The 24375-nt window shown below is 69.4% G+C and carries 24 protein-coding genes; 15 read left to right on the top strand and 9 right to left on the bottom strand.

Annotation, left to right across the window (positions count from 1 at the left end; genetic code table 11):
- Positions 1-139: 139 nt before the first annotated feature.
- Entirely contained in the window at positions 140-1267 is a 1128-nt protein-coding gene (locus tag HL652_RS16785; RefSeq protein ID WP_171706366.1) for a mandelate racemase/muconate lactonizing enzyme family protein, read from the top strand.
- A 6-nt stretch (positions 1268-1273) separates the two neighbouring features.
- A complete protein-coding gene (locus tag HL652_RS16780; protein WP_171706365.1) occupies positions 1274-3868 on the top strand; it encodes a family 78 glycoside hydrolase catalytic domain in 2595 nt (864 codons plus the stop codon).
- Here the strand turns inward: HL652_RS16780 and HL652_RS16775 are convergent.
- The 4 genes from HL652_RS16775 to HL652_RS16760 all read right to left on the bottom strand — a co-directional run bounded on the left by HL652_RS16775 (position 3841) and on the right by HL652_RS16760 (position 8303).
- The gene (locus HL652_RS16775) at positions 3841-4905 is read right to left on the bottom strand and encodes a Gfo/Idh/MocA family protein (protein WP_171706364.1); all 1065 of its coding nucleotides are present in this window, start codon (positions 4903-4905) and stop codon (positions 3841-3843) included. The genes HL652_RS16780 and HL652_RS16775 overlap by 28 nt on opposite strands.
- Positions 4906-4972: 67 nt before the next feature.
- Entirely contained in the window at positions 4973-6406 is a 1434-nt protein-coding gene (locus HL652_RS16770; RefSeq protein ID WP_171706363.1) for an ABC transporter substrate-binding protein, read from the bottom strand.
- A gap of 50 nt (positions 6407-6456) precedes the next feature.
- Positions 6457-7326, bottom strand: coding sequence for a carbohydrate ABC transporter permease (locus HL652_RS16765; RefSeq protein WP_171706362.1), 870 nt, complete (start codon positions 7324-7326; stop codon positions 6457-6459).
- A gap of 5 nt (positions 7327-7331) precedes the next feature.
- Positions 7332-8303, bottom strand: a complete 972-nt coding sequence (locus HL652_RS16760) for a carbohydrate ABC transporter permease (protein WP_216603925.1) — start codon at positions 8301-8303, stop codon at positions 7332-7334.
- 286 nt (positions 8304-8589) lie between these two features.
- Between HL652_RS16760 and HL652_RS16755 the strand changes: the two genes are divergently transcribed.
- A complete protein-coding gene (locus tag HL652_RS16755) occupies positions 8590-9363 on the top strand; it encodes an IclR family transcriptional regulator (protein WP_171706361.1) in 774 nt (257 codons plus the stop codon).
- Positions 9364-9847: 484 nt separating this feature from the next.
- On the opposite strand, the gene HL652_RS16750 is transcribed toward HL652_RS16755, so the two are convergent.
- Positions 9848-10219 (bottom strand): hypothetical protein, encoded by a 372-nt coding sequence (locus HL652_RS16750; RefSeq protein ID WP_171706360.1) that lies wholly within the window; start codon positions 10217-10219, stop codon positions 9848-9850.
- A 408-nt stretch (positions 10220-10627) separates the two neighbouring features.
- Positions 10628-10816, bottom strand: coding sequence for a hypothetical protein (locus HL652_RS16745; RefSeq protein ID WP_171706359.1), 189 nt, complete (start codon positions 10814-10816; stop codon positions 10628-10630).
- 284 nt (positions 10817-11100) lie between these two features.
- On the opposite strand from HL652_RS16745, the gene HL652_RS16740 reads away from it, so the two are divergent.
- The 4 genes from HL652_RS16740 to HL652_RS16725 all read left to right on the top strand — a co-directional run bounded on the left by HL652_RS16740 (position 11101) and on the right by HL652_RS16725 (position 16120).
- Positions 11101-12714 (top strand): stalk domain-containing protein, encoded by a 1614-nt coding sequence (locus tag HL652_RS16740; protein WP_171706358.1) that lies wholly within the window; start codon positions 11101-11103, stop codon positions 12712-12714.
- A 34-nt stretch (positions 12715-12748) separates the two neighbouring features.
- A complete protein-coding gene (locus HL652_RS16735; protein WP_171706357.1) occupies positions 12749-14758 on the top strand; it encodes an amidase in 2010 nt (669 codons plus the stop codon).
- Between the two features lie 65 nt (positions 14759-14823).
- Positions 14824-15123 carry a rhodanese-like domain-containing protein gene (locus HL652_RS16730; RefSeq protein WP_171706356.1) on the top strand — a complete coding sequence of 100 codons (300 nt, stop codon included), beginning with the start codon at positions 14824-14826 and terminating at the stop codon, positions 15121-15123.
- A 46-nt stretch (positions 15124-15169) separates the two neighbouring features.
- The gene (locus tag HL652_RS16725) at positions 15170-16120 is read left to right on the top strand and encodes an AraC family transcriptional regulator (protein WP_171706355.1); all 951 of its coding nucleotides are present in this window, start codon (positions 15170-15172) and stop codon (positions 16118-16120) included.
- Here the strand turns inward: HL652_RS16725 and HL652_RS16720 are convergent.
- A complete protein-coding gene (locus HL652_RS16720; protein WP_171706354.1) occupies positions 16094-17260 on the bottom strand; it encodes an acyltransferase family protein in 1167 nt (388 codons plus the stop codon). The two genes, HL652_RS16725 and HL652_RS16720, sit on opposite strands and share 27 nt — an antisense overlap.
- A 149-nt stretch (positions 17261-17409) precedes the next feature.
- Here HL652_RS16720 and HL652_RS16715 point away from each other — a divergent pair, with 149 nt between their 5' ends.
- The 6 genes from HL652_RS16715 (at position 17410) to HL652_RS16690 (ending at position 21794) form a co-directional block, all read left to right on the top strand.
- Positions 17410-17688, top strand: a complete 279-nt coding sequence (locus HL652_RS16715) for a 3-keto-5-aminohexanoate cleavage protein (RefSeq protein ID WP_171706353.1) — start codon at positions 17410-17412, stop codon at positions 17686-17688.
- A gap of 125 nt (positions 17689-17813) precedes the next feature.
- The gene (gene glgX / locus HL652_RS16710) at positions 17814-19871 is read left to right on the top strand and encodes a glycogen debranching protein GlgX (protein WP_171706352.1); all 2058 of its coding nucleotides are present in this window, start codon (positions 17814-17816) and stop codon (positions 19869-19871) included.
- 12 nt (positions 19872-19883) lie between these two features.
- Positions 19884-20279 carry an ASCH domain-containing protein gene (locus HL652_RS16705; RefSeq protein WP_171706351.1) on the top strand — a complete coding sequence of 132 codons (396 nt, stop codon included), beginning with the start codon at positions 19884-19886 and terminating at the stop codon, positions 20277-20279.
- Positions 20280-20336: 57 nt separating this feature from the next.
- A complete protein-coding gene (locus tag HL652_RS16700) occupies positions 20337-20843 on the top strand; it encodes a hypothetical protein (protein ID WP_171706350.1) in 507 nt (168 codons plus the stop codon).
- A 102-nt stretch (positions 20844-20945) separates the two neighbouring features.
- Complete coding sequence (locus HL652_RS16695; RefSeq protein WP_253743402.1) at positions 20946-21437, top strand: DUF1345 domain-containing protein; 492 nt, start codon at positions 20946-20948, stop codon at positions 21435-21437.
- A 60-nt stretch (positions 21438-21497) separates the two neighbouring features.
- On the top strand, positions 21498-21794 hold the full coding sequence (locus tag HL652_RS16690; RefSeq protein WP_171706349.1) for a hypothetical protein: 297 nt from the start codon (positions 21498-21500) through the stop codon (positions 21792-21794).
- A 30-nt stretch (positions 21795-21824) separates the two neighbouring features.
- Here HL652_RS16690 and HL652_RS16685 read toward each other — a convergent pair whose 3' ends face one another.
- On the bottom strand, positions 21825-22397 hold the full coding sequence (locus HL652_RS16685; protein ID WP_171706348.1) for a TetR/AcrR family transcriptional regulator: 573 nt from the start codon (positions 22395-22397) through the stop codon (positions 21825-21827).
- 127 nt (positions 22398-22524) lie between these two features.
- Here HL652_RS16685 and HL652_RS16680 point away from each other — a divergent pair, with 127 nt between their 5' ends.
- A complete protein-coding gene (locus HL652_RS16680; RefSeq protein WP_253743400.1) occupies positions 22525-22959 on the top strand; it encodes a GNAT family N-acetyltransferase in 435 nt (144 codons plus the stop codon).
- An 83-nt stretch (positions 22960-23042) separates the two neighbouring features.
- Here the strand turns inward: HL652_RS16680 and HL652_RS16675 are convergent, their stop codons facing one another.
- The gene (locus HL652_RS16675) at positions 23043-23447 is read right to left on the bottom strand and encodes a DUF6157 family protein (protein ID WP_171706346.1); all 405 of its coding nucleotides are present in this window, start codon (positions 23445-23447) and stop codon (positions 23043-23045) included.
- A 53-nt stretch (positions 23448-23500) separates the two neighbouring features.
- On the opposite strand from HL652_RS16675, the gene HL652_RS16670 reads away from it, so the two are divergent.
- Positions 23501-24349 carry a helix-turn-helix transcriptional regulator gene (locus tag HL652_RS16670; protein ID WP_171706345.1) on the top strand — a complete coding sequence of 283 codons (849 nt, stop codon included), beginning with the start codon at positions 23501-23503 and terminating at the stop codon, positions 24347-24349.
- Positions 24350-24375: the final 26 nt, after the last annotated feature.

Below are 24375 nucleotides of genomic sequence, written 5' to 3'. Positions count from 1 at the left end.
TCGCATCGTCGCATCGGAGTCACCCGATCACGGGGAAGCGATGCCACCCTACCAAGAAGTTCATCAGAGTGATAGCAAGTTCATCAGACAGAACTTTGTGCTGGCCATCATCTCTCCGACGCCGCTAGAGTTCGACATCATGAGTGATGGCTCACAGTCGAGAACCGCAGGCGTGACGATCGCCCGCACGGAGATCTTCCCCATCAACCTGCCGGCCACGCCCGAGCAGGTCGCTGCGGGGTACTTCCACCGCTACTGCGTCGTGCGCCTGACCACGAGCGAGGGGATGCGCGGGCACAGCTTCGCCGCCTCCATCGATCGCACCGTCTGGCCGACGATCATCGCGGCGACCGAGGGGTCGGCGGTCACCGACATCGACGGGATGCTGCGGCGGGGCCTCGACCGGGGCGCCGGCGCCGAGCACGCGGCCTGGGACGCCCTCGGCAAGACCCTCGGCGAACCGGTGCACGCCCTGCTCGGCGGGGCCCGGATGCGGGAGCTGAAGGGATACGTCACCGTCGTCTGGCCGGGTGACCCCTCGCAAGCCCACATCAGCCACGCCGAGACGGTCGACGCCGTGCTCGCCTACCAGGCGGCGGGGTTCGAAGGCCTCAAGATCCGATGCTGGCGCGACCTCGGCGAGAACGCGCGGCTGTGCGAGGCGATCCTGGCGGCGACGGGGCCCGACTTCACCCTGATGGTCGACCGCACCGCCCATGTCTCGGGCTCGACCTGGAGCTACGAGGAGGCGCTCGCCGAGGCGCGGGAGCTGCAGGACATCGGGGTGCGCTGGCTCGAGGAGCCGCTCGACCGGTACGACCTGCAGGGTCAGGCCCGGCTCGCCGACGAGCTCGAGATGCAGATCGTGGGCGGGGAGGGGTACACCTCGCCCGCCGAGTTCGCGGCGGCGCTCGCGGCGGGGAGTTTCGACGTGATCCAGCCGGATGCGTCGATCGCCAACGGCATCCTGCCCACCGTGCGCGTCGCCGCGATGGCCGAGGCGCTCGAAGTGCCGGTGTGCCTGCACGGCACGGGCGGGTTGCGGCTGCCGGGGTGGCTGCAGGCCGCCGCGCTCATCGGGCCGGAATGGCAGGAGCTCGCGATCATCCCGCCGGGGCTGCAACCGGATGAGGCGTGGAGCCTGAACCGCTCCGTGCTGCGGAACGATCCGTGGCGCATCGACCGCGGGCGCATCACCGTGCCGTCGGGGCCGGGTCTCGGCCTCGACGTCGACGACGACGCGCTCGACCGCTACCGGATCGGCTAGCGCGCGATGGCCGCGCGGCTCACCCGCCTCACACACCTCACCGTCGAGCACACCGAGGAGCCGCTCGGGGTCGACGTGACGCCCCGGTTCGGGTGGATCGTCGAGGCGGGGGAGACGGGCGCGAACATTCGCCGCTGGAGTATCGAGGTGTCTGCCCCCGGTGGGGAGAGCCTGTGGCGGCGCGATGACTCCGACGGTGGCGCGGGGGTCGACATCGAGTACGAGGGCCCCGCGCTGCGGTCGTTGACCCGGTACGACTGGAGCGTCTCCGTCGAGACCGACCGCGGCACGGCCGAGGCGTCGTCGACGTTCGTCACGGGCCTCCTCGACGGCGACTGGCGCGGAGCCCGGTGGATCAGCCACCCGACGCCCGGGGGCGCGGCGCCCCTGCTGCGAAGGGACTTCACCGTGCAGCCCACGGCCGCCCCGAGCTACCTCGTCGTCGGGGCCGGAGGCTACGCGCGACCCGAGATCAACGGGGTGCCCGTGCCCGGCTTCGACCTCGCGCCCGGGTTCACCGACTACGAGGTCACCGCGCAGTACTGCGTGGTCGACATCACCGAGTTGCTGAGACCCGGCCGCAACGCCATCGGGGTCGAGCTCGGCCGCGGCTTCTACGGCATGGCAGCGCACTCGACGTGGGAGTGGGAGACCGCGCCGTGGCACGATGAGCCGTGTACGCGCATTCTCATCGTCACCGGCGACGAGGTGCTCGTGATCTCCGACGAGGGCTGGCGGGCCGTCGACGGCCCCACCCGCTACGACGACCTCTACGGCGGCGAAGACTTCGACGCCCGCGCCGACCGCCCAGGCTTCTCGGATGCGGGCTACGACGACGCAGGATGGGCGCCGGTCACAGCCGCCCGAGGCCCGCGGGGCCGCAGCGTCAATCAGCGCCAGCAGTCCATCGCCGTGCCGCAGACCTTCGCGCCCGATCGCATCGAACAGACGGCCGCGGGCCGGTGGCTGTTCACCTTCCCCCGGGTGATCGCCGGGCGCGTGCGCCTCCAGCTCGACGGCGCGGCGGGGGAGGTGGTGACCGTGCGTGCCGCCGAGCGGCTGCGGGCCGACGGGCGACCCGACAACGACGATCCGCACGGCTACTACGCGGGGCGGTTCCAGGAGTGCCGCGTCACCCTCGCCGGGGAGCCGCTCCGCTGGACGCAGCGCTTCGGCTACCAGGGATTCCGCTACGTGGAGGTCGAGTTCGAGGTCGAGGCGGAGCCGGATGCGGCCCGCGAGCCGATCGTCGAGGCCGAGCTGCTCCACACCGCCGTCGCCCGCACGGGCGGCTTCCGCTGCTCGAACGCGCTCCTCACCCGCTTGCACGACCTCACCGTCGACACCGTGCTCAACAACCTCCACGGCCTCCCCACCGACACTCCGCAGTACGAGAAGAACGGCTGGACGGGCGACGGGATGCTCGGCGCCGAGCTCATGCTGCTGAACCTCGACAGCCACGAACTGCTCGCCAAGTGGGCCGACGACATCGGAGCATCGCGCCACGGGGCCGGCGCACCCGAGGTGATCGCCCCGCACGGCGGCTGGTCGATGGACTGGACGCCCGCGCCCACCTGGCACGCGTCGCTCCTGCTCGTGCCGTGGGAGATCTACCGGCAGCGCGGCGACCTTCGCGTGCTCGCCGACACCTGGCCCGACGCGAGCGCCTACCTCGATTTCGAGCTCTCGCGGTGGCCCGAGGGCATCGCCGACACGACGCTCGGCGACTGGGTGAGTCCGGATGCCGACCCGGCCGGCGGAAACGCGCCGGAAGACACGCGCATCGCGGCCACTGCGTTCCTCATCGCGTCTCTCGACGTCGCGGCGAAGACGGCAGAGGTCGTCGGCTCCGGGCGCGACCCGGAGTTCTGGCGCGGGCACGCCGAGCGGATGCGTCGCCGCTTCGTCGAGGAGTTCCTCGACGTCGAGAAGGGGCGGGTCGTCGGCGTCGGCGACCTGGGCGACCGCCAGACGCACCAGGTGCTCGCGCTCGCCTTCGATCTGCTGCCGGAGCAGCATCGTCAGCCGGTCGCCGACACCCTGGCCCGGTTGGTCGGTGAGAACGGCGACCACCTCAACACCGGGGCGCTCGGCACGAAGTATCTGCTGCCTCAACTCACCCGCTACGGTCACGCGGCGACGGCGCTCGCTGTGGCCTTGCAGACCGACTACCCGAGCTGGGGACTCTGGGTCGAGGCGGGCGCGACCTCGCTGTGGGAGCACTGGAGCCCGGAAGCCCGATCGCACGGCCACTACTTCCTCGGCACCCTCGACGACTGGCTGTTCGGTTCGGTCGCCGGCGTCGCTCCGGCGGCCCCCGGCTGGCGCGAGATCCGCATCGAGCCGACCGTGCTCGGCCCCGGCCTCGGCCTCACCGAAGCCGCCGCTCAAGTACTCACCCCGCTCGGGCGAGCCGCCGTGAGCTGGCGCATCGTGGAGGCGGACCTCGTCATCGACGCCGAGATCCCGGTCGGAGCCACGGCCACCGTGCACGTGGCAGATCGCGTGTGGGAGGTCGCGTCCGGCCGTCATCGCATCCGCGCGCCGGTACCGTCAGAACTGCGGCCGACCGCTCAGTCACGGCCCGCATCCTCTCGATAGAGCCGCTCGATCACCTCGACGGCCCGCGCGGCCCGCTCGGCGCCGGCGGTGAGCTGCATCAGCTGCTCGTCGGAGTGCCCCGCGCGCACCCGGGCCACCGCATCGATGAGCGTGCTCACCGGGGCGCCGTTCGGGTAGTCGGACTCCCCGGCGCCCGGCTCGACGTGGCCTCCCGCACCGTCGGGTGTCGCCCAGTCGAGCGTCGCTCCTGCGAGGTCGTGTCGCGCGGAGCCCGCGGTGCCCAGGTAGGTGACGGTCTGCTGCGCGGGAAGGCCGGGAAGCGCCCCACCCGAGGAGAAGACGGTCGCGACCGCCGTACCGGAGAGCCGCAGCGAGATGGCGTTGGCGGTGTCCATGCCGGGGGAGACGAAGACGCTCTCCGCGGCGATCCGCTCGGGCATGGCCCCGGTGGCGTCGAGGATCGCCGACACCACGTGAGACGTCTGGGACTGGCCGTGACCGCCCCCGGCGACCGCCGCATCCGCGTAGGTGCCGGGCAGGGGAGCGAGGGCGTGCGGGCGGTTCACGCGTCTCAGGTACTCGTCGACGTCACCCGTATAAAGAGGGGCGGCGTACGACTCGAACACGGCGTGCACGCCGACGAGATCGCCTATCGTGCCCTCGGCCAGGAGGGTGCGAAGGGTTCGCGCCGCCGCCGTGTACTGGTAGGGGAGGCTCACCGAGAGACCGAGGCGCCGCGATGTGGCGAGGCGCACCAGCTCGTGGGCGTCGGAGGCGCGCAGGGTGAACGGCTTCTCCACGAGCACGCTCACGTCACTGAGCAGGCCCGCCCGGGCGGCCCCCGCGTGGAAGGCGGCGGGCGAAGCCACCACCATCACGTCGAGGTCGCTCACCGCCAGCATTTCCTCGACGGTGGCGAACCCGCGCGCCTGAGGAGACCCGGCGGTCACCGTGGCGAGGCGCTCCCGGTCGGGGTCGCTCGCGGCGACGAGCGCCGCATCCGGATGCGCGTCGATCGCCGGCACATGAGCGTGCGCCGCCCACCACCCGCAGCCGACCAGACCTACTCGAATCATCGTGCCTCCTCATGCGGCTCTGGCCCGCGATGCGGGATCGCGGGCCAGAGCGTGTGCGGGTGGGGTGCTACTGCTGCGCCCAGTCGTCGGTCCACTTGCCGTCGGTGGCGACTTCTTTCGCGCTCGTCGTCCACTGGTCGAGCGTCTCGGCGAGCTGGTCGTCGAGCGACTTGTTGCCCGTGAGGTAGCCCGTGTAGATCGCCTGACCGAGAAGAGCCTTGGGCAGGAGCGCCGGCTGGGGAACCGTGGGGCTGAGCGACCAGTCGCCGGTCGTGAGCCCTTCGAGTCCCGGTGCCGGATCAGCGTCGGCGAGGGCCGGGATGCCGCCGGTCTCGTCGAGCCACGGCTGGATGCCGTCGGGGCTGGAGGCGAACTGCAAGAACTTGACCGCGGCGTCGAGCTTGTCGCCCTTGACGGTGGCCGGGATCATGTAGCTCGTTCCACCGGTGTTCGCACCCGAACGAGCGCCCTCACCGGTCGACAGCGGGCTGTCCTCCTTGGTGACGGTCGGGAACGGGAGGGTTCCGTACTCCCAGTCGACGGCTTCGAGACTGTTGGCCGAGAAGTTGGCACCGAACGACATGCCGGCCTTTCCGGCGAGGAACTCCTGGGCGCCGGTGAAGGCGGCCCCGGTGCTCGCGACACCCGACCAGTTCGGAGTGGCGCACTCGTCGACGACCTGCTTGGCGAGCGTGAAGGCCTCGCCGATCTCCGGGGTGTTCTGCGGGGTGAACTCCCCGGTGAGCACGCCCTTCGAGAAGTCCTTCACCGAGATCTGCTTCGAGGTGCCGGGCTTGCCGTCAGGGCCGTAGAAGTTGAGCTCGTCGAAGTACTTCGTGAGCAGCATCGAGGTGATGGGCTTCACGACGTTCGCCTGGGCGAGATAGCTGTTGTCGAACGCGAGCGGTGTGTACCCCGCCGCCTTGATCGCCTTGCAGTCCTTGATGAGGTCGCCGTAGGTCGCCGGCGGCTCGTCGATGCCCGCGGCGGCGAACACGTCTTTGTTGTAGTACATGCCGCTCAGGAAGAGGTTGAACGGCACGAACTCGTAGTGCTGCGCCGCATTGCGACCCACGTTCGCCTCGCCACCGATGTAGTCGGGGTTGAAGGCGGTGATCCACTCCTCATTGCCGTCGATGTACGGGTTCGGCTGAGCGAAGTAGTCGTCGAGTGCGACGACCTGGTCGGGCTTGTGCGAGACCTGGTTGAAGATGAGCTCGGGCGCGGTTCCAGCGGCGAGCTGGGTCGAGAGGGTCTGGTAGAACTCCGTGAGCGGCAGCACCACGGTCTTCACCTCGATGTTCGGCTCGGCCTTCTCGAAGCGGGCGACGAGGTCTTCCCACGCGGGCCCGAAGCTCTGCGCGTCGGTGTTCCACTGGTTGGGTCCGGCGAGGGTGATGGTGGTCTTGCCCGAATCGGCGCCGGGGGCGCATCCGGCGAGCGCCAGGGCGGTGGCTGCGACCACCCCGATCGCGATGATCGGTTTGAGCGTGCGGTACATCGTTGTAGTGCCCTTCTGTGTGAGTGGTGATGTGACGGCCGGCGGTGCGGTCAGTGCGAGCCCGGGAGCCCGCCCTGGATTCCGGCCAGGAAGTACTTGGAGAGGAAGAGGAACAGCAGGAGCAGCGGGAGGCTCGCGATCATGTAGCCCGCGAACATCGGCCCGTAATCGGTGCCCGCCTGGCCGCGGAAGAACAGGAGCCCGACACTCACCGGCTTGAGGGCGTTGTCGGTCACGGTGAGCAGCGGCCAGAAGAAGTCGTTCCACACCCCGATGACGGTGAGGAGCGAGACGGTGCCGACCACCGGCAGCGACAGCGGCAGCATGATCGAGCGGAACAGGCGGCCCGCGCCGGCGCCGTCGACACGGGCCGCGTCGAAGAGCTCCTGCGGGATGCCTTCGATGAAGGTCTTCATGAGGATGGTGCCGAGCACCGCTCCTCCGGCGATGCGCGGCACGATGAGCACCCAGAGGGTGTTGAGCAGGCCCATGTCGCGCATCATCACGAACAGCGGGATGAGGCTCGCGATGCTCGGCACCATGAGCAGTGCGATCACCAGCGTGAAGAAGAACCGGCGGCCGGGGAACTGGAAGCGGGCGAACACGTAGCCCGAGAGCAGACTGAGCGCGACGATCCCCACGATGGAGGCCGCGGCGACCACGATCGACACGAGCATGAACGGGGCGATCTGGTTCCACGCCGTCGCGTAGTTCTCGAAGTGCAGGGGGAACGACGGCACCCAGTAGCTGGTGGCGAACTGCTCATTGGTCTTCACCGACGTGGTGAGCACGAAGAGGTAAGGGAGGAGTCCGATCGCGACGAGTGCGATGAGGGCGACGTGGATGGGTGCGCCGGTGCGGCGTCGCTTCACCCGCGTGCGGGGCTGCCGACTCGGGGCCTGGATGGTCGCTGCAGACATGAGGGTCACATCCCTTTCACATTGGTCGTGGAGTCGCGGCGCTTCGCGAGGGCGACGATCGTGCTGAAGACGATCGTGAGCACGAAGAGCGTCGTCGACAGCGCTGCGGCGTAGCCCCAGTTGCCGCCGTTGAAGGCCTCGCTGAGCATGTGCAGCACGGGCACCGTGGTGGCGTTGTCGGGGCCGCCGCTGGTGAGGATGTACGCGACGAACCCGTACTGCAGGGTCTCGATGACCACGAGCACGAGCAGCAGTTGCACCTGGCGGCCCATCAGCGGCAGGTCGATGAGGAAGAGCCGCTGCAGGCGGTTCACGCCGTCGAGCGAGCAGGCTTCGAAGATCTCCTTCGGGATGTTCTGCAGGGTCGAGTAGAACATGAGGAACGGCAGGCCCGCGATGAAGGGGAACCCGATGAACAGCAGCGACAGCAGCGCGAGGTGCGGGTCACCCAGCCAGTTCTGCGTGAGCGACTCGAGCCCGATCGAGGAGAGGAAGGTGTTGATGACGCCGTCGTTGGGCTGGTAGAGGAACGACCAGATGAGCGCGGTGACGACACCGGGGAAGGCCATCGGCACGATGAGGAGGGTGCGGTAGACGAACTGCGCGCGTTCGCTGCGGAGCGAGATGAGCAGCTCCGCCGCCGCGAGGGGGATCACCCACGAGACGACACCGAAGACGAAGATGATGCCGAGGTTCTTGAACGACTCCCACCAGAGCTGGTCGCTCATCATCGTGGCGTAGTTCTCGAACCCCGTGAAGGTCGACTCCCCGCCCGGGTTCCACGTGAAGAAGGAGTGGAAGATGCCGCTCGCGGCGGGGTAGTAGCAGAACACCCCGAGCATGATCGCCAGCGGGGCGAGACCGAGGTAGGCGCCCCAGCTGATCGAACGCCGGCGACGAGGCTGTCTCGGTGCGCTCGTGTCGGCGAGCATCGCCGCCGTGTCAGGCACCACCCGGTCGGGTGTCTGTATCGCCATGTCGCCTCCGCGTCGAGTCGGGTGCCGACCGTCGAGGTCGGGAGACCGTCGATGTCAGCGCGCAAATGCTCGACCGCGGGCCCGTGCGAGGGCTGCATCCGGTCGACCGATCGTCAGTAAATCAGACGCAAAGGTTCATGTCAAGGAATCCCGGTTCACACTCGTGAACTCAAGGCGGGGGACCGGCAGGAAAAGTTCAGTTACCTGTATCCTGATCCTATAGACGGGATGCTGCTCGGGGCGTGAAAACTCCGGCGCCCCCGGCTGCGCGACGGAGAGGCAGATCATGGCGACTGACGACAAGAGCACCAGCGTCAAGTCCGCCGAGCGGGCCCTCGGCCTCATCGAGTTCGTGAGCGAGCACGAGAGTGTGAGCTTCGGCGAGATCCTCGCCGAGCTCTCCATCCCGAGGTCCAGCGCGCACGGGCTCTTGCAGACCCTCACGGCCTCGGGCTGGGTGGCCCACGACCCGCGCACCCGCCAGTACTCGCTGGGGCTCCGCGCCTGGCAGATCGGCCAGAACTTCCGCGGTCACACCGACCTGCTCGGCATCGTGCGCCCGTTCATGGACAAGCTCGCCGCCTCGGTGGGGGAGACGGTTCAGTTGGCGCAGCTCGACGGCGTCAACAACGTCTACATCGCCATCAGTCAGGCTGCCCGCACGATGCGGCTCGCCTCCTCCGTGGGCACGCAGCTGCCGGCGCACGCCACGGGTATCGGCAAGACGCTGCTCGGGCTGCTTCCGCCGGCCGAGGCCGAGCGTCGCCTGCGCGCCGCCGCGCCTCTCGAGCACTTGACCGACCGCACCGTCTCCGACGTCGACGAGCTCCTCGCGGTGCTCGACCGCGTGCGCGAGGAGGGCTTCGCGCTCGACGACGAGGAGTACATGAGCGGCTGCCGGTGCGTCGCCGTGCCGCTTCCGTTCTTGTCCGACGCGCACACGCAGACGGCGATGTCGCTCACCATGCCCACGTCGCGCACCGGCGACCACTGGCCGCTCGACATCCTCGGCCAGCTCCGCGACACGGTCTCCGAGCTCGAGGCGACCATCCGCCCGTAGCGGCAGCTGCGCTGCGGGTTCACGCCGACCTTCGTCGGCGATTTCGCGATCGACCCTTGCCATCGGCGCGTCGCCTCCCGTACATTCGTGCTCGAAGTCCACGCTGACGTATTAAAGTTCAGCATGCCGAACTAGGGGATAAGGGAGTCCTTGTGCGCGATGCAGTCGATCCAGGTGCCGAGTCCGAACTCGAGGGCGAGTGGTTGATGCCCCCGGTGCCACCGAAGGGCGTCAGTCGCCGTTCGTTCCTCGGCATCGCTGCCGCGGCGGCGGCCGCGAGCGGCCTCGCCCTGGCCGAGAAACCGGCCCCCGCGTCGGCGTTCCCCCTGCCGGCCTTCGCGACGACCGGTGTGTCGGCGTCGACCGGCACCGCGCGTTACCTCGTGGAAGAGGACTTCCACATGCCCAACGCCGTCACCGATCCCAAGCTCATCGTGCCGTCGGGGTGGGACGTGCGTCAGGCGGGTGGCAGCTTCACCTTCGCCTACGGGCGCTGGGCGAAGGTGACCGACACCGGCGGTCTGCCGGTCGTCATGCAGCGCCGCTTCACCCCCCACACGGCGGGCGTGCTCACCGTCGACTTCCGCTTCGAGCCCATCACCGCACTGAACGGGGTGAGCTGGACGATCGGAACCACCGGAGCGAACGCCGTGGTGCTCACCGCGAACTCCGGGCAGCTCGGCCTGCAGACACCCTCGGGTACCCAGAACCTGGCGGCCACCGCTGTCGGCACCCCGATGGGTGTGCGCGTGGTCATCGACCTCGGCGCATCCCAGTTCTCCGTCTTCGTCAACGGCGCGCTCGCTGCCGACGCCATCCCCTTCGCCCAGCCCGCCACGGTGCTCGACCTCTTCACGATGCAGACGAGCGAGGCGTTCGTCGGCAACTTCTACATCGACACCGTGCGCATCCACCGCGGCTACCTCGTGAACGAGTCGTTCGTCACCGTGCCGTCGGGCCTTCCCGCCGACTGGACGACCGCGGGGGCCGGCGCTGTCTTCTCTGTGGCCGAACTGCACGGGTCGAGCTACGCCGACTGCTACAGCCTCCTGGTGAACACGACGGCCGCCACCGAGGCCGCGACCTTCCGGCGCAGCTTCGCCGCCCAGAACGACGACCTCACCCTCGAGTTCCGCTTCCTCGCCCCCCTGGGCGCCCAGAACGTCACCGCCGTGCTGTCGGCGGGCGCGACCGCGGGGCTGCAGATCGGAGCCTCGGGCGGCAGCATCACCTACACGGATGCGGGCGGAACACCCGTCGTCTGCTACGACTGCAAGCCCAACCTCTGGTACCACGTGCGCGTGACGACCGACACCACGGGCAACCTCGCCAGCATCTGGGTGAACGGCAAGCCCGCGGCATCCGGAGTCGCCATCCCGGCCGCCACAGGCATCGACACCCTCACCTTCGGGGTCGGCGCGGGCGCGTCGGGGAAGGTGTACCTCGACGACATCCGGCTCTCGCTCACCGCGCCGCTGCCGAGCGACTACGTGCCCACGCCCGTGCCCCTCGCCTCCGACTACCTCGTCGGCGTGCAGACCTTCGCCGGGTGGCGCGAGGGCCACCACCAGGGCTGGGATGCGCTGAGCCCCTACCCGAGCCGCAAGCCGCTGCTCGGCTGGTACGACGAGGGAGACCCCGAGGTCACCGACTGGGGCATCAAGTGGATGGTCGAGAACGGCATCTCGTTCGAGCTGGCCTGCTGGTTCCGCCCGCTCGACGGGGTCGGGCAGCAAGGTGCCCGACCTCGGCCACCACATCCATCAGGGGCTGTTCAACGCGCAGTACCGGTCGATGGTGAAGTTCGCCATCATGTACGAGAACATCAGCAGCGGCGCCACCAACAGCAGCGATTGGCGCACGGTGATGGTGCCGTACTGGATCGAGAACTACTTCCGCGACCCCGGCTATCTCGTCATCGACAACAAGCCGGTGTTCTCGATCTACTCCATCCCGAAGCTCATCACGACCTTCGGCAGTGCGGCGGCCGCGCAGGCGGAGGTCGCGTTCCTCCGGTCGGCGGTCGTGGACGCCGGGTTCGACGGCCTGATCATCATCGCCCCCCAGGTCGACGCGAACGCACCGAGCATCGGTGTCGACGCGCAGTACAAGTACAGCGTCGGGCCCATCGCCTCGTTCACCGACGCCTACCGGCAGAACCTGCTCACCTGGCGCGGCAACGCCGTGGTCGACGTCGTGCCCACCATCTCGATGGGGCAGGACCAGCAGCCGTGGAACCTCACTCCCGGAGCCTGGGCGAGCGTCTCCGACTTCGAGGCCAACGCCACCTGGGTGCGCGACGACTTCATGCCGGCGCTGCCGAGCACGAGCCTCGGCCGCGAGATGGTGCTCGTCGACAACTGGAACGAGTTCGGCGAGGGCCACTTCGTGTTCCCGAGCGCCCTCGCCGGCTTCGGGTATGTGAATGCGATCGCGAACGTCTTCGGAGCGGCCGCGCCCGGCACCAACGTCACGCCGACGACCACGCAGGTGGAACGGGCGGGACTGCTCTACCCGCCCGGTCGCACCCAGCCGCTCCGGGAGCTGCCGAACCCGGCGAAGCCCGACGACTACTGGACGCGGTGGACCTTCACCACCGACGGCGACGTGGAGGGGTGGACCAACAGCGAGAACAACATGGTGACGAACATCCAGGTGCAGGGAGGCTTCCTCACCGCCACCTCGACCGGCACCGACCCCGGACTGGTGTCGCCCGACCATCTCGGCATCGACGCCAACCGGGCGCCCTGGGTCAGGGTGCGGATGAAGAGCGACACGCCCCCGGAGTACTTCTACTTCATCACCGAGGCCGACTCCACCTGGAGCCAGGACAAGGGTGCGCAGGTGATCGTCGACTCCTTCAACGACGAGTTCGGGGTGGGCTACATCGCGGCGTGGGGGAACCCGAAGTGGGTCGGCACCATCCGGCAGATCCGTCTCGACATGATGTCGACCCCCGGCGACTTCACGATCGACGAGATCGGCGTGGTGAAGGTGCCGCTCGGCACCCCGGCGCTCCTGGTCGGCGGCACGTTCTCGCGTATCGCGGTGCCGGTCATCGCCCCCAACGGCACGCCGATGGTGCCGGCTGCGTGGGTGGTGGAGGCCACCGGCGGGCGGCCCGAGTGGCGGCCCGACGTGCAGTGGTTCGTCGCGGTGCACTCGGGCAAGACCCTCATCGCGCAGGTCGGCAGCAGCACCGCCCATGCCGGAGCGACCGTCATCCACCTTGATGCACCCTGCCAGTGGGTGGGCGGCCGCTTCTACATCGCCGCGACGTATTTCAACCAGGCACTCGGGTACACCGTGAACTGGGACGCGACGGCGCAGCTGGTGACCATCACGCCGTGAGCGCGAGCGGGCCGATCTGAGCGATAGTAAGTGCATGAGCAGCGCTGACTCCTCCCGCACCGTCGACGTCGTCGAGCTGGGCATCGCCGAGATGCTCCGTGCTCTCGAAGCGGGGGAGGTGACGAGTGTGGAGCTCGTCACCGCCTACCTCAACCGCATCGCCTACTACGACCGCACGGGCCTGTGCCTGCACGCGATCGCGGTGCTCGACCCGAGCTGCCTCGAGCAGGCGGCGGCATCGGATGCGCGGCGCAGGGCGGGCCGGGCCGGCCCGCTCGAAGGAGTTCCGTTCACGGTCAAAGACAGCTACAAGGTGAAGGGCCTCACCGTGGCGTCGGGAAGCCCCGCCCTGGCGGAGCTGGTGGCGACGGAGGATGCGGCGACGGTCGCGCAATTGCGTGCGGCGGGCGCCGTGCTGCTGGGCAAGACGAACATGCCACCGATGGCTGCGGGAGGCATGCAGCCCGGGGTCTACGACTACGCCAGGAGCCCGTACCACCCGCAGTTCCTGACGGCGGCGTACGGGTCGGGGTCGTCGAACGGTTCCGGCACGGCGACCGCCGCGAGCCTGTGCGCCTTCGGGATGGCGGAGGAGACGGTGTCGTCGGGGCGGGCCCCCGCCTCGAACAACAGTCTCGTGGCGTACACGCCGTCGCGCGGGGTGCTGTCGATCCGCGGCAACTGGCCGCTGCGGCCGAGTTGCGACGTGGTGGTGCCGCACACCAGAACCGTCGACGACCTGCTGCACGTGCTCGACGTGCTCGCGGTCGACGACCCCGATCGCTCGGGCGACTTCTGGCGGCAGCAGACGGCCGTGGCGCTCCCTTCTCCCGAATCGGTGCTGCCGCATCCGCTCGCCCGCCCCCGCCCCGATCGGCTCGACGGGCTGCGCATCGGCGTGCCCCGCCTCTACATCGGGGAAGACGACGTGCCGCTCGTGCCGCCCGCCATCCGCCCCTCGGTGCGGGCGCTGTGGGATCGCGCCGCCGACGACCTGCGGGCGCTCGGCGCCGAGATGGTCGAGGTCGACTTCCCGGTCGTGTCGAACTACGAGGAGGACAGGCCCGGTGCCCAGGGTCTCGCCGAGCGCGGGCTCGTGCCGCCGACCTGGCGGGCGCTCGAGGGCGGGCCGGTGACGGCGATGGCCCTCGACGGGTTCCTGCGCGACAACGCCGACCCGCGGCTCGACTCGTGGGCTGATGTCGACGGCGACACCGTGTTCCCGGTCGAGGATGCGCCGGTGCCGGTGTGGATCACGCGGGCACGCGGCGGCTTCGACTGGCAGCGGCTCGCCGAGCTCGTGAAGCAGGGGCTGCCCGGCAGTTACGACGAGGTGCCGGGCCTCGACCATCTGTTGCGCGGCCTGGAGGAGGCGCGCCGCATCGACTTCGAGGAGTGGATGCGGGAGCAGGGCCTCGATCTCGTCGTCTTCCCAGCAGCCGGCGACGTCGGGCGGGTCGACCTGTTCGAACGGCCCGAGAGCCTGGAGGACGCCTCGCGCAACGGGGTCGTCTACTCGAACGGCAACCGGGTGATCAGGCACCTCGGCATCCCGACCGTCACCGTGCCGATGGGGTTCATGGGCGACATCCAGATGCCCGTCGGGCTCACCTTCGCGGGGCCCGCCTACAGCGACGACACGCTCCTCGACCACGCTTCGGCCTACGAGCGGGCGACGAAGCGGCGGCAGCCGGCGTTCCTCACGCCGACACTGCCCTCGAACCAGATCGAGGTCGCGGGCGAGCGGGCCGCCGACGGCATCGATGCGGGGGTGACGGATGCGACCCCCGATTCGGTCTTCGTCGTCGCCGAGGGGCGCTCCTGGAACGTCGAGGTGCGGCTCGCCGCCGAGGCCCCCGCCGCCGCGCAGGTCTGGGCCGACGGCCACATCCTCCGCCCCGCCGGGGATGAGCCCGGCGTCTACCGCGGCCGCGTCTCCCTCGCCCGCAAGCGCCTGTTCCCCGAAATGATGGTGACCGTGCGCACCGGCCCCACCACCGCATCCCTCACCCTCGCCCCTCTCCCCCTCCCGTCGCACGGGTGACCGCTGCCCGACGGCAGTGGAGGCGCGGGTGGTGGTGCGGGGCGGGGCGAGTGAGACTGGGGAGCATGGAGCAGATCACCGTGGAGCAACTGGCCGCCCTTGAGGATGCGCACGTCATCGACGTGCGGGAACCCGATGAGTTCGCGGGAGGGCACGTTCCCGGGGCCACGAACATCCCGTTGTCGCAGCTCGCGGAGCGGTTCGGCGAGATTCCCGCCGACGTGCCCGTGCACGTGATCTGCCAGTCGGGTGGGCGCAGCGCACGCGCGACCGAGGCGCTCGCCGCCGCGGGCATCGACGCCATCGACGTCGCGGGCGGAACCTCGGCGTGGCGGTCTGCCGGGCATCCGGTCGACGCGGCGTAGCCGAAGAAACGGGGTTCGCCCAGCCACCGTCTGCCATGATTCCTTCATGAGTGACGAGGTGCTGCAGAGGTTCAGCCTCGGCGGCAGCGACGTGGATGCGGCCAAGCAGCTCTACGAGAGCGGGTACCACGGCGCCGACTTCCGCATCGAGAAGACCGGCAAGGAGTTCTCCTACCGTCACGCCATCGCGGGCACGACGGAGATGTCGTTCCGGTCGTCGGCGATGGGTGGCCACGTGCGCGGCCGGCTCGAGGCGAGCCCCGACTACTTCGTGACCTGGCTGCACTCCGGCGGCGCCACCGTCGCGACCCACGGCCAGGAGGCCACCTGGGGCAGCGGCACCCCGTGGCTGTTCCCGTCGGGCGCGCCGTTCGAGTTCGAGACCGTCGACTTCCGGCAGAGCATCCTGGCCTTCGACGGCGCCTACCTCGAGGGCATCGCCGCCGAGGTCGAGGGCCCGATGAAGGGGCCCGTGCGCTTCCACTTCGCGACCACGCCCTCGGCCGACGACCTGCTCGCCTGGCGTCGCGTCGTCGACGAGGGTGCGGCTCTCGTGCTCGGCGGCTCCCCGACCGCGCTCCAGATGGCCGAGATCTCGCGCCGCACCGTGCTCGCGATGCTCGCCGCGTTCCCTCACGATCGGGATCGGCTCCCTCCCGAGGTGCTGGCCCCGCGGAGCGCGAGGCTCCGCGCGGCGATGGAGTTCCTGCAGGCCCACGCCGACCGCCCCGTGACACCGGCCGACGCCGCCGAGGCCGCCGGGCTGTCACCCCGCGGACTCCAGCAGGCCTTCCAGCGCCATCTCGCGGTCACCCCCACCACGTACCTACGGCAGGTGCGGCTCGAGCGGGCTCACGACGACCTCCTGGCCAGTTCACCCGACCAGGTGACCGTGGGGGCGATCGCCGCGGGCTGGGGGTTCACCCACCTCGGGCGCTTCTCGGTCGCCTACCGACAGCGCTTCGGCGAGTCACCCCGCCACACGCTCGCCCGCTGACGCTCCCGCGCCGCGTGCCCGGCGGCGTGCGCGTGCGTTGTAGCTGTGCAGGAGGGCGCGCTGCATCGGCAGCTCGACGCCGCGGTGGATGAGCATCGCGAGGGCGATGGACACCGCGAGGGCGAGCGCGGCGAGGGCGGCGCCCTGCGGCCAGGGGAGCAGTGGATGCCCGTCGGGCCAGGGCGCAGCCAGCGACCCGATGACGAGCAGATGGACGACGTAGAAGGCGAAGGATGCGCGCCCGAGCGCCTGCCAGAGGGGTGTGGTGAGACCGGTCTGCAGTCCGCGCCGGTCGGCGTCGGCCAGCGACGCGATGAGGAGGGTGAACGCGAGCACCGCGAACGCGGCGCCGGGGGACACCTGCGTCGACGGGAGGGCGGGAGCAGCAGATGCGAGATAGCCGGCGACGGCGAATCCCACGGCCGTCAGGGGGCGGGGCGGGCGCCAGGTACCGCCGCGCACGAGCAGTGCGGCGCAGATGCCGACGACGAACTCGGGAAGCCGCAGCAAGGGCGTGGAGTACGAGTCCAGCAGGTCGGGCGCGGTGCCGGCGATCCACGGCGCGACGGCCGTCAGAGCGGAGCACAGGCCCACCGTGACGACCAGCGCTGTCGTGCTGAAGCGGGCGACGACCCGGATGATCAGCGGGAAGCAGAGGTAGAAGAACGCTTCGCAGACGAGCGACCAGCTGACCGGGTTGCCCGCCTGCCACCAGGCGGGATTCCACGCGCTGACCAGGACCACGTCGGCGACGAACGGCGCGACGGCGGTGGCGGCGATGACGGGCACGAGGGTCGCGCCGACCACGACGGCCAGTGCCACCCCCACGAGGTGGGTCGGGTAGACGCGCGCGACCCGGCGCATCCAGAAGTCACCGGGCCGTTGGCCCGGCCTGTGCGACCACGCCAGCACGAAGCCCGACAGCACGAAGAACATGGTCACGCCAGCGTTGCCCGGCGCGAAGACCCCGGCCCAGAGCTCGGCCGAATGCCCCGCGAAGTACTGCACGGCCATGACGTGATCGCCGAAGATGAGCATCGCCGTCACCCACCGCAGCCCCGTCAACGACGGCAGCAGCGAACTCCCGGCAGCCGCGGCGGTGGCGGTCGGGTCGGGGGCGAGGAGAGTGCGTTCGGGCATGCGGGTCGGGTCGGCTTTCCTGACGCCACCCACGGGGAGAGGGTGGCGCGGGCGACCCTACTCGCCTCGCATGAAAAGTCGGTGCCGGGTGGCTTCGCGCGAGCGTAGGGTCGCGAGTGTTTCTCGCCCGCACGACCCGGAGTCTCCGCATGCCCCACCTGCAGGCCGCTCTCAGCGGCGACAGCACCCACCCGGCCGCGCCTCGCACCGCGGAGGAGATCGCGGCCGACGCCGCCTCGGCGGTGGCCGCGAGAGCGACCCTCCTGCACCTGCACGCGTTCGACGACGACGGTCGTGAGTCCCTCGCTGCGGGGCCGGTCGGACGCATGTTGCGCGCGGTGCGGGCCGCCTGCCCCGGGGTGCCGCTGAACGTCACCACCTTCGCCGCCATCGTGCCCGACGCGCGGCCGTCGACCTGCAGCGAGTAGCGGGGCGCAACTGACATCGGGAGTCGTCGGGCCGGTGCGGGCGGCCGGCTTTCGTTGTGTGATGAGACGGCCTCCTTCGCGTAGCAGTCACCTCGACGCTGCGCGCCCGTCCCGAAAGCGTGGTCATGACCCTCTCCCTCCCGTATCCCCTCGGCTTCTCGACCATCGACGGCCGACACAACTTCGCCCTCTACTCCGAGACCGCAAACGCGGTGTTCGTCTGCCTGTTCGGCGATGACGGGTCGGAGACCCGCGTGCAGCTCACCGAGCGCACGGGACACGTCTTCCACGGCTTCGTTGACGGGGCAGAACCGGGCAGCCGTTACGGCATCCGTGTCGACGGCCCATGGAACCCGGGGGAGGGGCTCCGGCACAACGTGCAGAAGCTGCTGCTCGACCCGCACGCCACCGCCGTCGAGGGCGAGTGGCAGTGGGAGGCCGACAACCAGGCGTTCTTCGCCCACGACCTGAACGACCCGCAGACCCTGAACGACACCGATTCGGCACCGTTCAGCCCCCGGTGTGTCATCGTCGACGACGACTTCGACTGGGGTGACGACCGTTCGCCTCGCCGGCTCCTCAGCGAGACCGTCGTGTACGAGACGCACGTCAAGGGGTTCACGCAGCTGCACCCGGAGGTGCCGCAAGAGATCCGCGGCACCTATGCCGGTCTCGCGCATCCGGCTGCCATCAAGCACTTCACCGACCTCGGGGTGACCGCTGTGGAGCTGCTGCCGGTGCACCAGTTCGTGCAAGACAGCCACCTGGCCGAGAAGGGCCTGCGCAACTACTGGGGCTACAACTCCATCGGCTTCTTCGCGCCGCACAACGAGTACGCGAGCGAAGCGGCCGGTCAGGGCGGTGGTCAGGTGCGCGAGTTCAAGCAGATGGTGAAGGCGCTGCACGAGGCCGGACTCGAGGTCATCCTCGACGTCGTCTACAACCACACCGCCGAGGGCAACGACCTCGGGCCGAGCTTGAGTTTCAAGGGCATCGACAATGCCGCCTACTACCGGCTGGTGGAGGGCGACGAGGAGCACTACTTCGACACCACGGGCACGGGCAACAGCCTCAATGTCGGGCATCCGGCCGCCCTCGGCCTCATCATGGACAGCCTGCGCTACTGGGTCACCGAGATGCATGTCGACGGATTCCGCTTCGACCTCGCCACCACCCTCACCCGGCAGGGCGGCGACGCCGAGCTGCACAGCGCCTTCCTCACGCTCATTCAGCAAGACCCGGTGCTGGCCCCGGTGAAGATGATCGCCGAACCATGGGACACCGCGGGGTATCAGGTGGGCGGCTTCCCTGCCGACTGGTCGGAGTGGAACGGCAAGTTCCGTGACGACGTGCGCGACTTCTGGAACGGCACGGATGCGGTGCTCGGCACCCTGGCCCAGCGCGTGCTCGGCTCACCCGACGTCTACGAGGCCGACCGGCGCTCACCCCTGTCGAGCGTGAACTTCATCACCGCCCACGACGGATTCACTCTGCACGACCTCACTGCGTACAACGAGAAGCACAACGCCTCGAACGGTGAGGACGGCAACGACGGCGAGAGCAACAACAAGTCGTCGAACGGCGGAGCGGAGGGCCCGACCGACGACCCGGCCGTGAACGAGCGGCGCGACCGCAAACGCCGCAACCTGCTCGCCACGCTGCTGCTCTCCGCCGGTGTGCCGATGCTGCTCGGCGGCGACGAGCTCGGCCGTACCCAGGGCGGCAACAACAACGCCTACTGCCACGACGACGAGACGTCGTGGTTCGACTGGTCGGCGGTCGACGAGCAGCTGCTCGCCTTCACCCGCGACCTCATCGCGCTGCGCCGCGACAACGTCGCCCTGCACCCCGCCTGGTTCCGGCAGGCGCCGGGCGCCGACGGCGCGCAGGACACCGTGCGACTCCTCCGTTCCGACGGCGAGGAGTTCGCCGACGACGACTGGGACAACCCCGACGCCCGGTCGATCGTGTTCGTGTTCGAGCATCCGTCTGCTGACTCGTTCGCGCTGCTCCTCAACGCGGCCGAGAACGGCGTGGAGTTCGTCGTTCCCGCCGCGCCGGGCGGTGAGTGGGAGCTCGCGCTGTCGAGCGACCCCGGCCAGGAGGTGAGCGCGCCCGTCAGCACCCTCATCGTCCGCGACGGGTCGTTCACCCTGCTGCGCTCCCGCGCGAGCGCTCGGTGACAGGAGGCTCAGGTGTTCCCACGGTATGAAGGCTTGCGCGCGATCGAGTTCGGCACGCCCGGTGAGTTTCGGGAGGAGCTGAACGCCCTGATCGTCGCGGGAACGAAGACCGCGACGATCGGGCATCCGCACGACTACATCAGCGAAGGCGAAGAACCGGAGACCGTCGGCGAGCGGGTCGCCGTGCTCGACTCCGACGGTCGACTGGTCACGCACATCGTGATCACCGACATCGCCCTCGTTCCGTTCACCGAGATCGACGACGATTTCGCGCGCGCGTGTGGAGAGGGCCATCGGGATGCCGACCATCTCCGGGCGGGCTACACCCGGTACTGGGCCGACGCCGGGCTGACCGTCGAACCGGACGAGCTGGTCTACGCGATACGGTTCGCGCTCAGTGACGGGTGACGAATGGCGCGCGCGAGCCCGGGCGCCTCGCCCTCCCTCCCCGGGTACAGTGGAGGCGTGTCGGAGGGGGAGGCGGAGCGCAGAGTCCGCTTGCGGGCCGACGCTCTCAAGGAGCGCATCTACATCACGTTCACGGCGCTCGCGGTGACGGTGGCGTTCGAACGCGACGCGGAGCACCTCACTGTGGGCACCGCGGCGGCGACGCTGGCGATGACCGTGCTCGGCACCCTGCTCGCCGTGTTCATCGCCGACGTCATCGCCTCCATGACGAGGGATCAGGCGCTGCCGTCCCCGTCGGAGCTCAGCTCCATGCTCTACGTCAGCCTCGGGTCGATGCGTGTGATCATCGCGCCGACGATCATCCTGGGCTTCAGTGCCTTCGGCGGGCTCGCCCTCCCCGATGCGCTGCGCTTGATCGCCATCGTGCTCGTGGCGACGCTCGTCATCGTCTCCCTGGTCGCCGTGTTGCGACTGCGCATCGCCGCCTGGCAGAAGATCGTCGTGCTGGCCGTGGTGGCCGCCCTCGGGCTCGCCGTGCTCCTGATCGAGCTCTCCGTGCACTGAAGCGCCGCGCTCCCAAGGGGGTCGCCAGGGATCATCCCTCCGTGATACCCCGGCGAAAACGGGCCCCGTCGGGGTCCGTGCCGCGGAGAAGGAGGATGCGCCGTGTCTCATCTGTCAGTGAAAGCCGGTGTTGCTGCGATGGCCGGCATGGTGGTCGCGGTGGTCGCGGCTCTTCTCGGTGTTCCCGAGCTGTCGCCACTTCTGGGCTGGGTGGTCGCGTCGGCGGTGGTGTTGGCGCTCCTCCGCAGCCAGCAGAAGGATGCCGTCGGATCGGCGGCCGCCATCCTCGCCGTCGTCGGGGTGGTCGCGGCGTGGGCCTTGATCAACACCGTCTACGCGTTCAAGTACGCGCGCATGTACTACCTCGACGACAACCACCGCTTCGACTTCGACCAAGACGAAGACCCGGCCTACAGCGACTTCGCGTACACGGCCTTCGCGATCGGGATGGCGTACAGCGCGAGCAACGTCACCGAGTCCTCCACCCCCTCCCGCCGCATCGCCCTGGGCCACGCGCTGCTGTCGTACTTCTTCGGCACCTTCGTCGTCGCGGTCGCCATCAACCTCATCACCGGCCTCACCCAGGGAGGCTGAGGTCGCTGGCGCCGAGTACGACTAGCGGCCGGCGCTGATCCGGCATGTGAGGATGAGCACATGGCTGATGCGCACGACGCCGCGGAACGGCTACTCGTCGACCTGCTCGCCGACAGTGCCGTTCGCTCAGTTCGCTTCGTGACAGGTCCTTTGCCTGTAGCGGTCTGGCTCGTCGTGGAGAATGACGCTGAAGCGCAGGAGCTTCGCTCGCGCTCAGACATCGAGGACATCGTGTCTCGAGCTCTCCGACGTGCGGGCCTGCCATCGCGTGACGTCGAAGGTTTCCGTGTCGTGGTGCAATCGGAGGAGACGGTCACCCGCGACTACGAGGGCAGCTGGTTCTACGCCCTGAGATGAGCCGAGGTCATGTCTCGGATTCGGCGTCGTTCAGGCCACCTGATCGGCTCTGAATCGAGCCGCCGCGGCAGCGACGGCCCGGTCGAGGCGGTCGCGGTCCGAGGTCGCCGCGAGGTCGAGCAGCGCTCCGCGGAGCACCGCGAGCGCAAGGGTGCGTTGAGCGTCGGCTTCGGCCCCGACGCCGGGCTGAGCGCGCTCGAGGATGCGGAGCCAGTCGGTGACGGATTCGCGCGCGAACCCCGACCAGGGCCCCTCCGCGTCGAGGAGCGACCGGCCGTAGGACTCGACCCAGAGTCGCAAGACCGGGGCGTGCTCCGGAGTCGACAACCAGGCCCACAGAACCTCCACGGCCTCGCCCAGCCCGCCGCCGACGTCGAGATGAAGGATTCCTGCGAGCTCGTCCTCCCGGGCTCGCGCGAGGAGCGCACGCACGAGGCCGTCCTTCGTCCCGAAGAGGAACAGGAGCACGCGGGTGCTCGACCCGATCGCCTGCGCCAGCGGACGCAGAGACATGTCCGCGATGCCGTGATCGAGGATGTACCGGTATGCGGCTTCGAGCAGCTCCGTCTTGCGGGGGGAGGGGGTCACGGATGCGGAGGTCACCTGGGTACTGTAACGTACTGACACAGTCGTTTCAGTACCGTAGCTCGAGGGAGGGCCAGTGGACGATCGAACGCAGCGCCGGCTGACGATCCGACGGGGCGACCGGCCGGGCGATCTGGGTTGGGTCGTGCAGACTCATGGAGAGGTGTACGCGGAGCAGTTCGGTTGGGGCGCCGACTTCGAAGCGCTCGTCGCGCGCATCGTCGGTACCGACGCCGCCGCAGGGACCCTCTTCATCGCCGAGCTCGACGGAGCCCGCGCGGGCTGTGTGCTGCTCGTTCGAGGCGACGATGACCTCACGGGCAAGCTCCGCGTCTTGCTCGTGGCCCCACAGGCGCGTGGTGTCGGGGTCGCTGGGGCGCTCGTCGACGAATTGCTGCGGTGCGCGTACTCGACCGGGTACCGCACGGTCACGCTCTGGACCATGGACAACCTCACCGCCGCCCGACGCGTCTACGAACGCGCCGGCTTCACCCTCGAGCATGAAGCCCCGACACATCTGTTCGGACAGAAACTCGTCGAACAGACCTGGTCGCTCACTCTGGCGGGACCACCCAGCTGAAGGGCACACGAGGGCAGCTGGTTCTACGCCCTGCGATGAGCGTGCATCACGCGACATCATGAGTCGGGTCATTGAGCCGCTGGTCAGGCGCGGGAGGAGCGCATCGCGGCTTTCTGCGTGAGGGTGTCGTCGGCGAGGAGTCGCTGGTAGTCGGCGCTTTCGACCGCGTAGATCGCGACGCGCCCGTGCTCGTCGTGGTGGGTGCCCCAGCCGTAGCGCTTTCCCAGGGGCGAGGCGCGCAGGCACGGCTGTCCTTTCGCGAAGAAGCGGTCTTGCTCCGAGGCGAGGTCGGCGTCGGCGATGCCGGCGCGGGTGGCGTGCACGGTGAACAGCAGCTCATCCGAGGTCAGCTCGTACGGATGCTCGGCGAGCAGTTCGAACTGCAGTGCCGCGACCGTCGGCTTGGCCGTGACGGGCGGAGCCACGGCGGCGACCACCCGGCAGTCGGGGGCGACGGCAATGAATGTGTCGATGTAGTTGGTCGTCATGCAGTGATCCTCTCGACATCGGCCCGGCGCGTCTTGCAGAATTGCGCCACATCATGAAATCGCCATCGCGGAGCATCCGTCACGACGAACGGTCGGGTGTTCTCGTGCCCTCGAACCTCGCTCGGTTCGAGGCCGAGTGGGTGAAACCGGCGGAAGCGGTTCGAGACGTCGTCGACACCTATTGGGCGGTGCGCTGGGATCTCCCGCCCGGTGATGTCGTCACGCAGCGGATCGTCGACTTCCCCGCCGTCACGCTGAGCATCGAGGAGGGCGATGTCCCCGCCCCGTTCGTACTCTCGGTGGTGCGTCCGGGTGCGTGGTCTCGCGACATCAGGGGCCGTGGGGCGGTCTTCGCCCTCCGGCTGAGGCCGGCCGGCTTGCGGGTGCTCAGCGACCTCGGGTTGACCGCTGTCGCATCGGAGCTCGCGATCACAGCGGGCACGGATGCGCGCGCTCACGCCGTTCTCCAGACCATCGCCTCGGCCTCCGGTGTCGCCGAGCGCGCGGCTCGCGCCGACGAGACGGTCCTGCGGATGCTGAACCGACGTCCCCTCGGTCGAGCGCAACTGATCGCGAACGCGGCCCTCGACGCCTTGACCGCCAGCCCCCGCACCCGCTCGGGGGAGGCCGTCGCCGCGGAACTCGGCACCAGCGAACGCACCCTGCAGCGCGCTCTCCGCGCCACGATCGGCATCGGCCCGAACGACGCGGCCCGGCGCATCCGGATGCAGGAGGTCGTGCGTCGCCTCTCAGAGCCCGCTGCCGACATCGCCGTCATCGCAGCCGAGCTCGGCTATGTCGACCAGGCACACCTCACCCACGAATTCCGTCGCACCACCGGAACCACCCCCGGCCGGTACCTTCGCGAACTCTCTCATTCCCTGCAATCTCTCGGCACGTGAGAATCCGAGCCCCCGCCCATGCGGCA

The organism is Herbiconiux sp. SALV-R1, from assembly GCF_013113715.1.
GTDB lineage: Bacteria > Actinomycetota > Actinomycetes > Actinomycetales > Microbacteriaceae > Herbiconiux.
The sequence above is the reverse complement of the archived record's forward strand: the minus strand, read 5'-3'. Positions and strand labels throughout refer to the sequence as shown.

Coding starts and splice junctions, on each gene's coding strand:
- HL652_RS16775 (WP_171706364.1), bottom strand. CDS start 4,905: ATGATTCGAGTAGGTCTGGTCGGCTGCGGGTGGTGGGCGGCGCACGCT.
- HL652_RS16670 (WP_171706345.1), top strand. CDS start 23,501: ATGAAATCGCCATCGCGGAGCATCCGTCACGACGAACGGTCGGGTGTT.
- HL652_RS16755 (WP_171706361.1), top strand. CDS start 8,590: ATGGCGACTGACGACAAGAGCACCAGCGTCAAGTCCGCCGAGCGGGCC.
- HL652_RS16735 (WP_171706357.1), top strand. CDS start 12,749: ATGAGCAGCGCTGACTCCTCCCGCACCGTCGACGTCGTCGAGCTGGGC.
- HL652_RS16725 (WP_171706355.1), top strand. CDS start 15,170: ATGAGTGACGAGGTGCTGCAGAGGTTCAGCCTCGGCGGCAGCGACGTG.
- HL652_RS16690 (WP_171706349.1), top strand. CDS start 21,498: ATGGCTGATGCGCACGACGCCGCGGAACGGCTACTCGTCGACCTGCTC.
- HL652_RS16675 (WP_171706346.1), bottom strand. CDS start 23,447: ATGACGACCAACTACATCGACACATTCATTGCCGTCGCCCCCGACTGC.
- HL652_RS16770 (WP_171706363.1), bottom strand. CDS start 6,406: ATGTACCGCACGCTCAAACCGATCATCGCGATCGGGGTGGTCGCAGCC.
- HL652_RS16720 (WP_171706354.1), bottom strand. CDS start 17,260: ATGCCCGAACGCACTCTCCTCGCCCCCGACCCGACCGCCACCGCCGCG.
- HL652_RS16730 (WP_171706356.1), top strand. CDS start 14,824: ATGGAGCAGATCACCGTGGAGCAACTGGCCGCCCTTGAGGATGCGCAC.
- HL652_RS16765 (WP_171706362.1), bottom strand. CDS start 7,326: ATGTCTGCAGCGACCATCCAGGCCCCGAGTCGGCAGCCCCGCACGCGG.
- HL652_RS16745 (WP_171706359.1), bottom strand. CDS start 10,816: ATGTCGTCGAGGTACACCTTCCCCGACGCGCCCGCGCCGACCCCGAAG.
- HL652_RS16785 (WP_171706366.1), top strand. CDS start 140: ATGAGTGATGGCTCACAGTCGAGAACCGCAGGCGTGACGATCGCCCGC.
- HL652_RS16760 (WP_216603925.1), bottom strand. CDS start 8,303: ATGGCGATACAGACACCCGACCGGGTGGTGCCTGACACGGCGGCGATG.
- glgX (WP_171706352.1), top strand. CDS start 17,814: ATGACCCTCTCCCTCCCGTATCCCCTCGGCTTCTCGACCATCGACGGC.
- HL652_RS16780 (WP_171706365.1), top strand. CDS start 1,274: ATGGCCGCGCGGCTCACCCGCCTCACACACCTCACCGTCGAGCACACC.
- HL652_RS16715 (WP_171706353.1), top strand. CDS start 17,410: ATGCCCCACCTGCAGGCCGCTCTCAGCGGCGACAGCACCCACCCGGCC.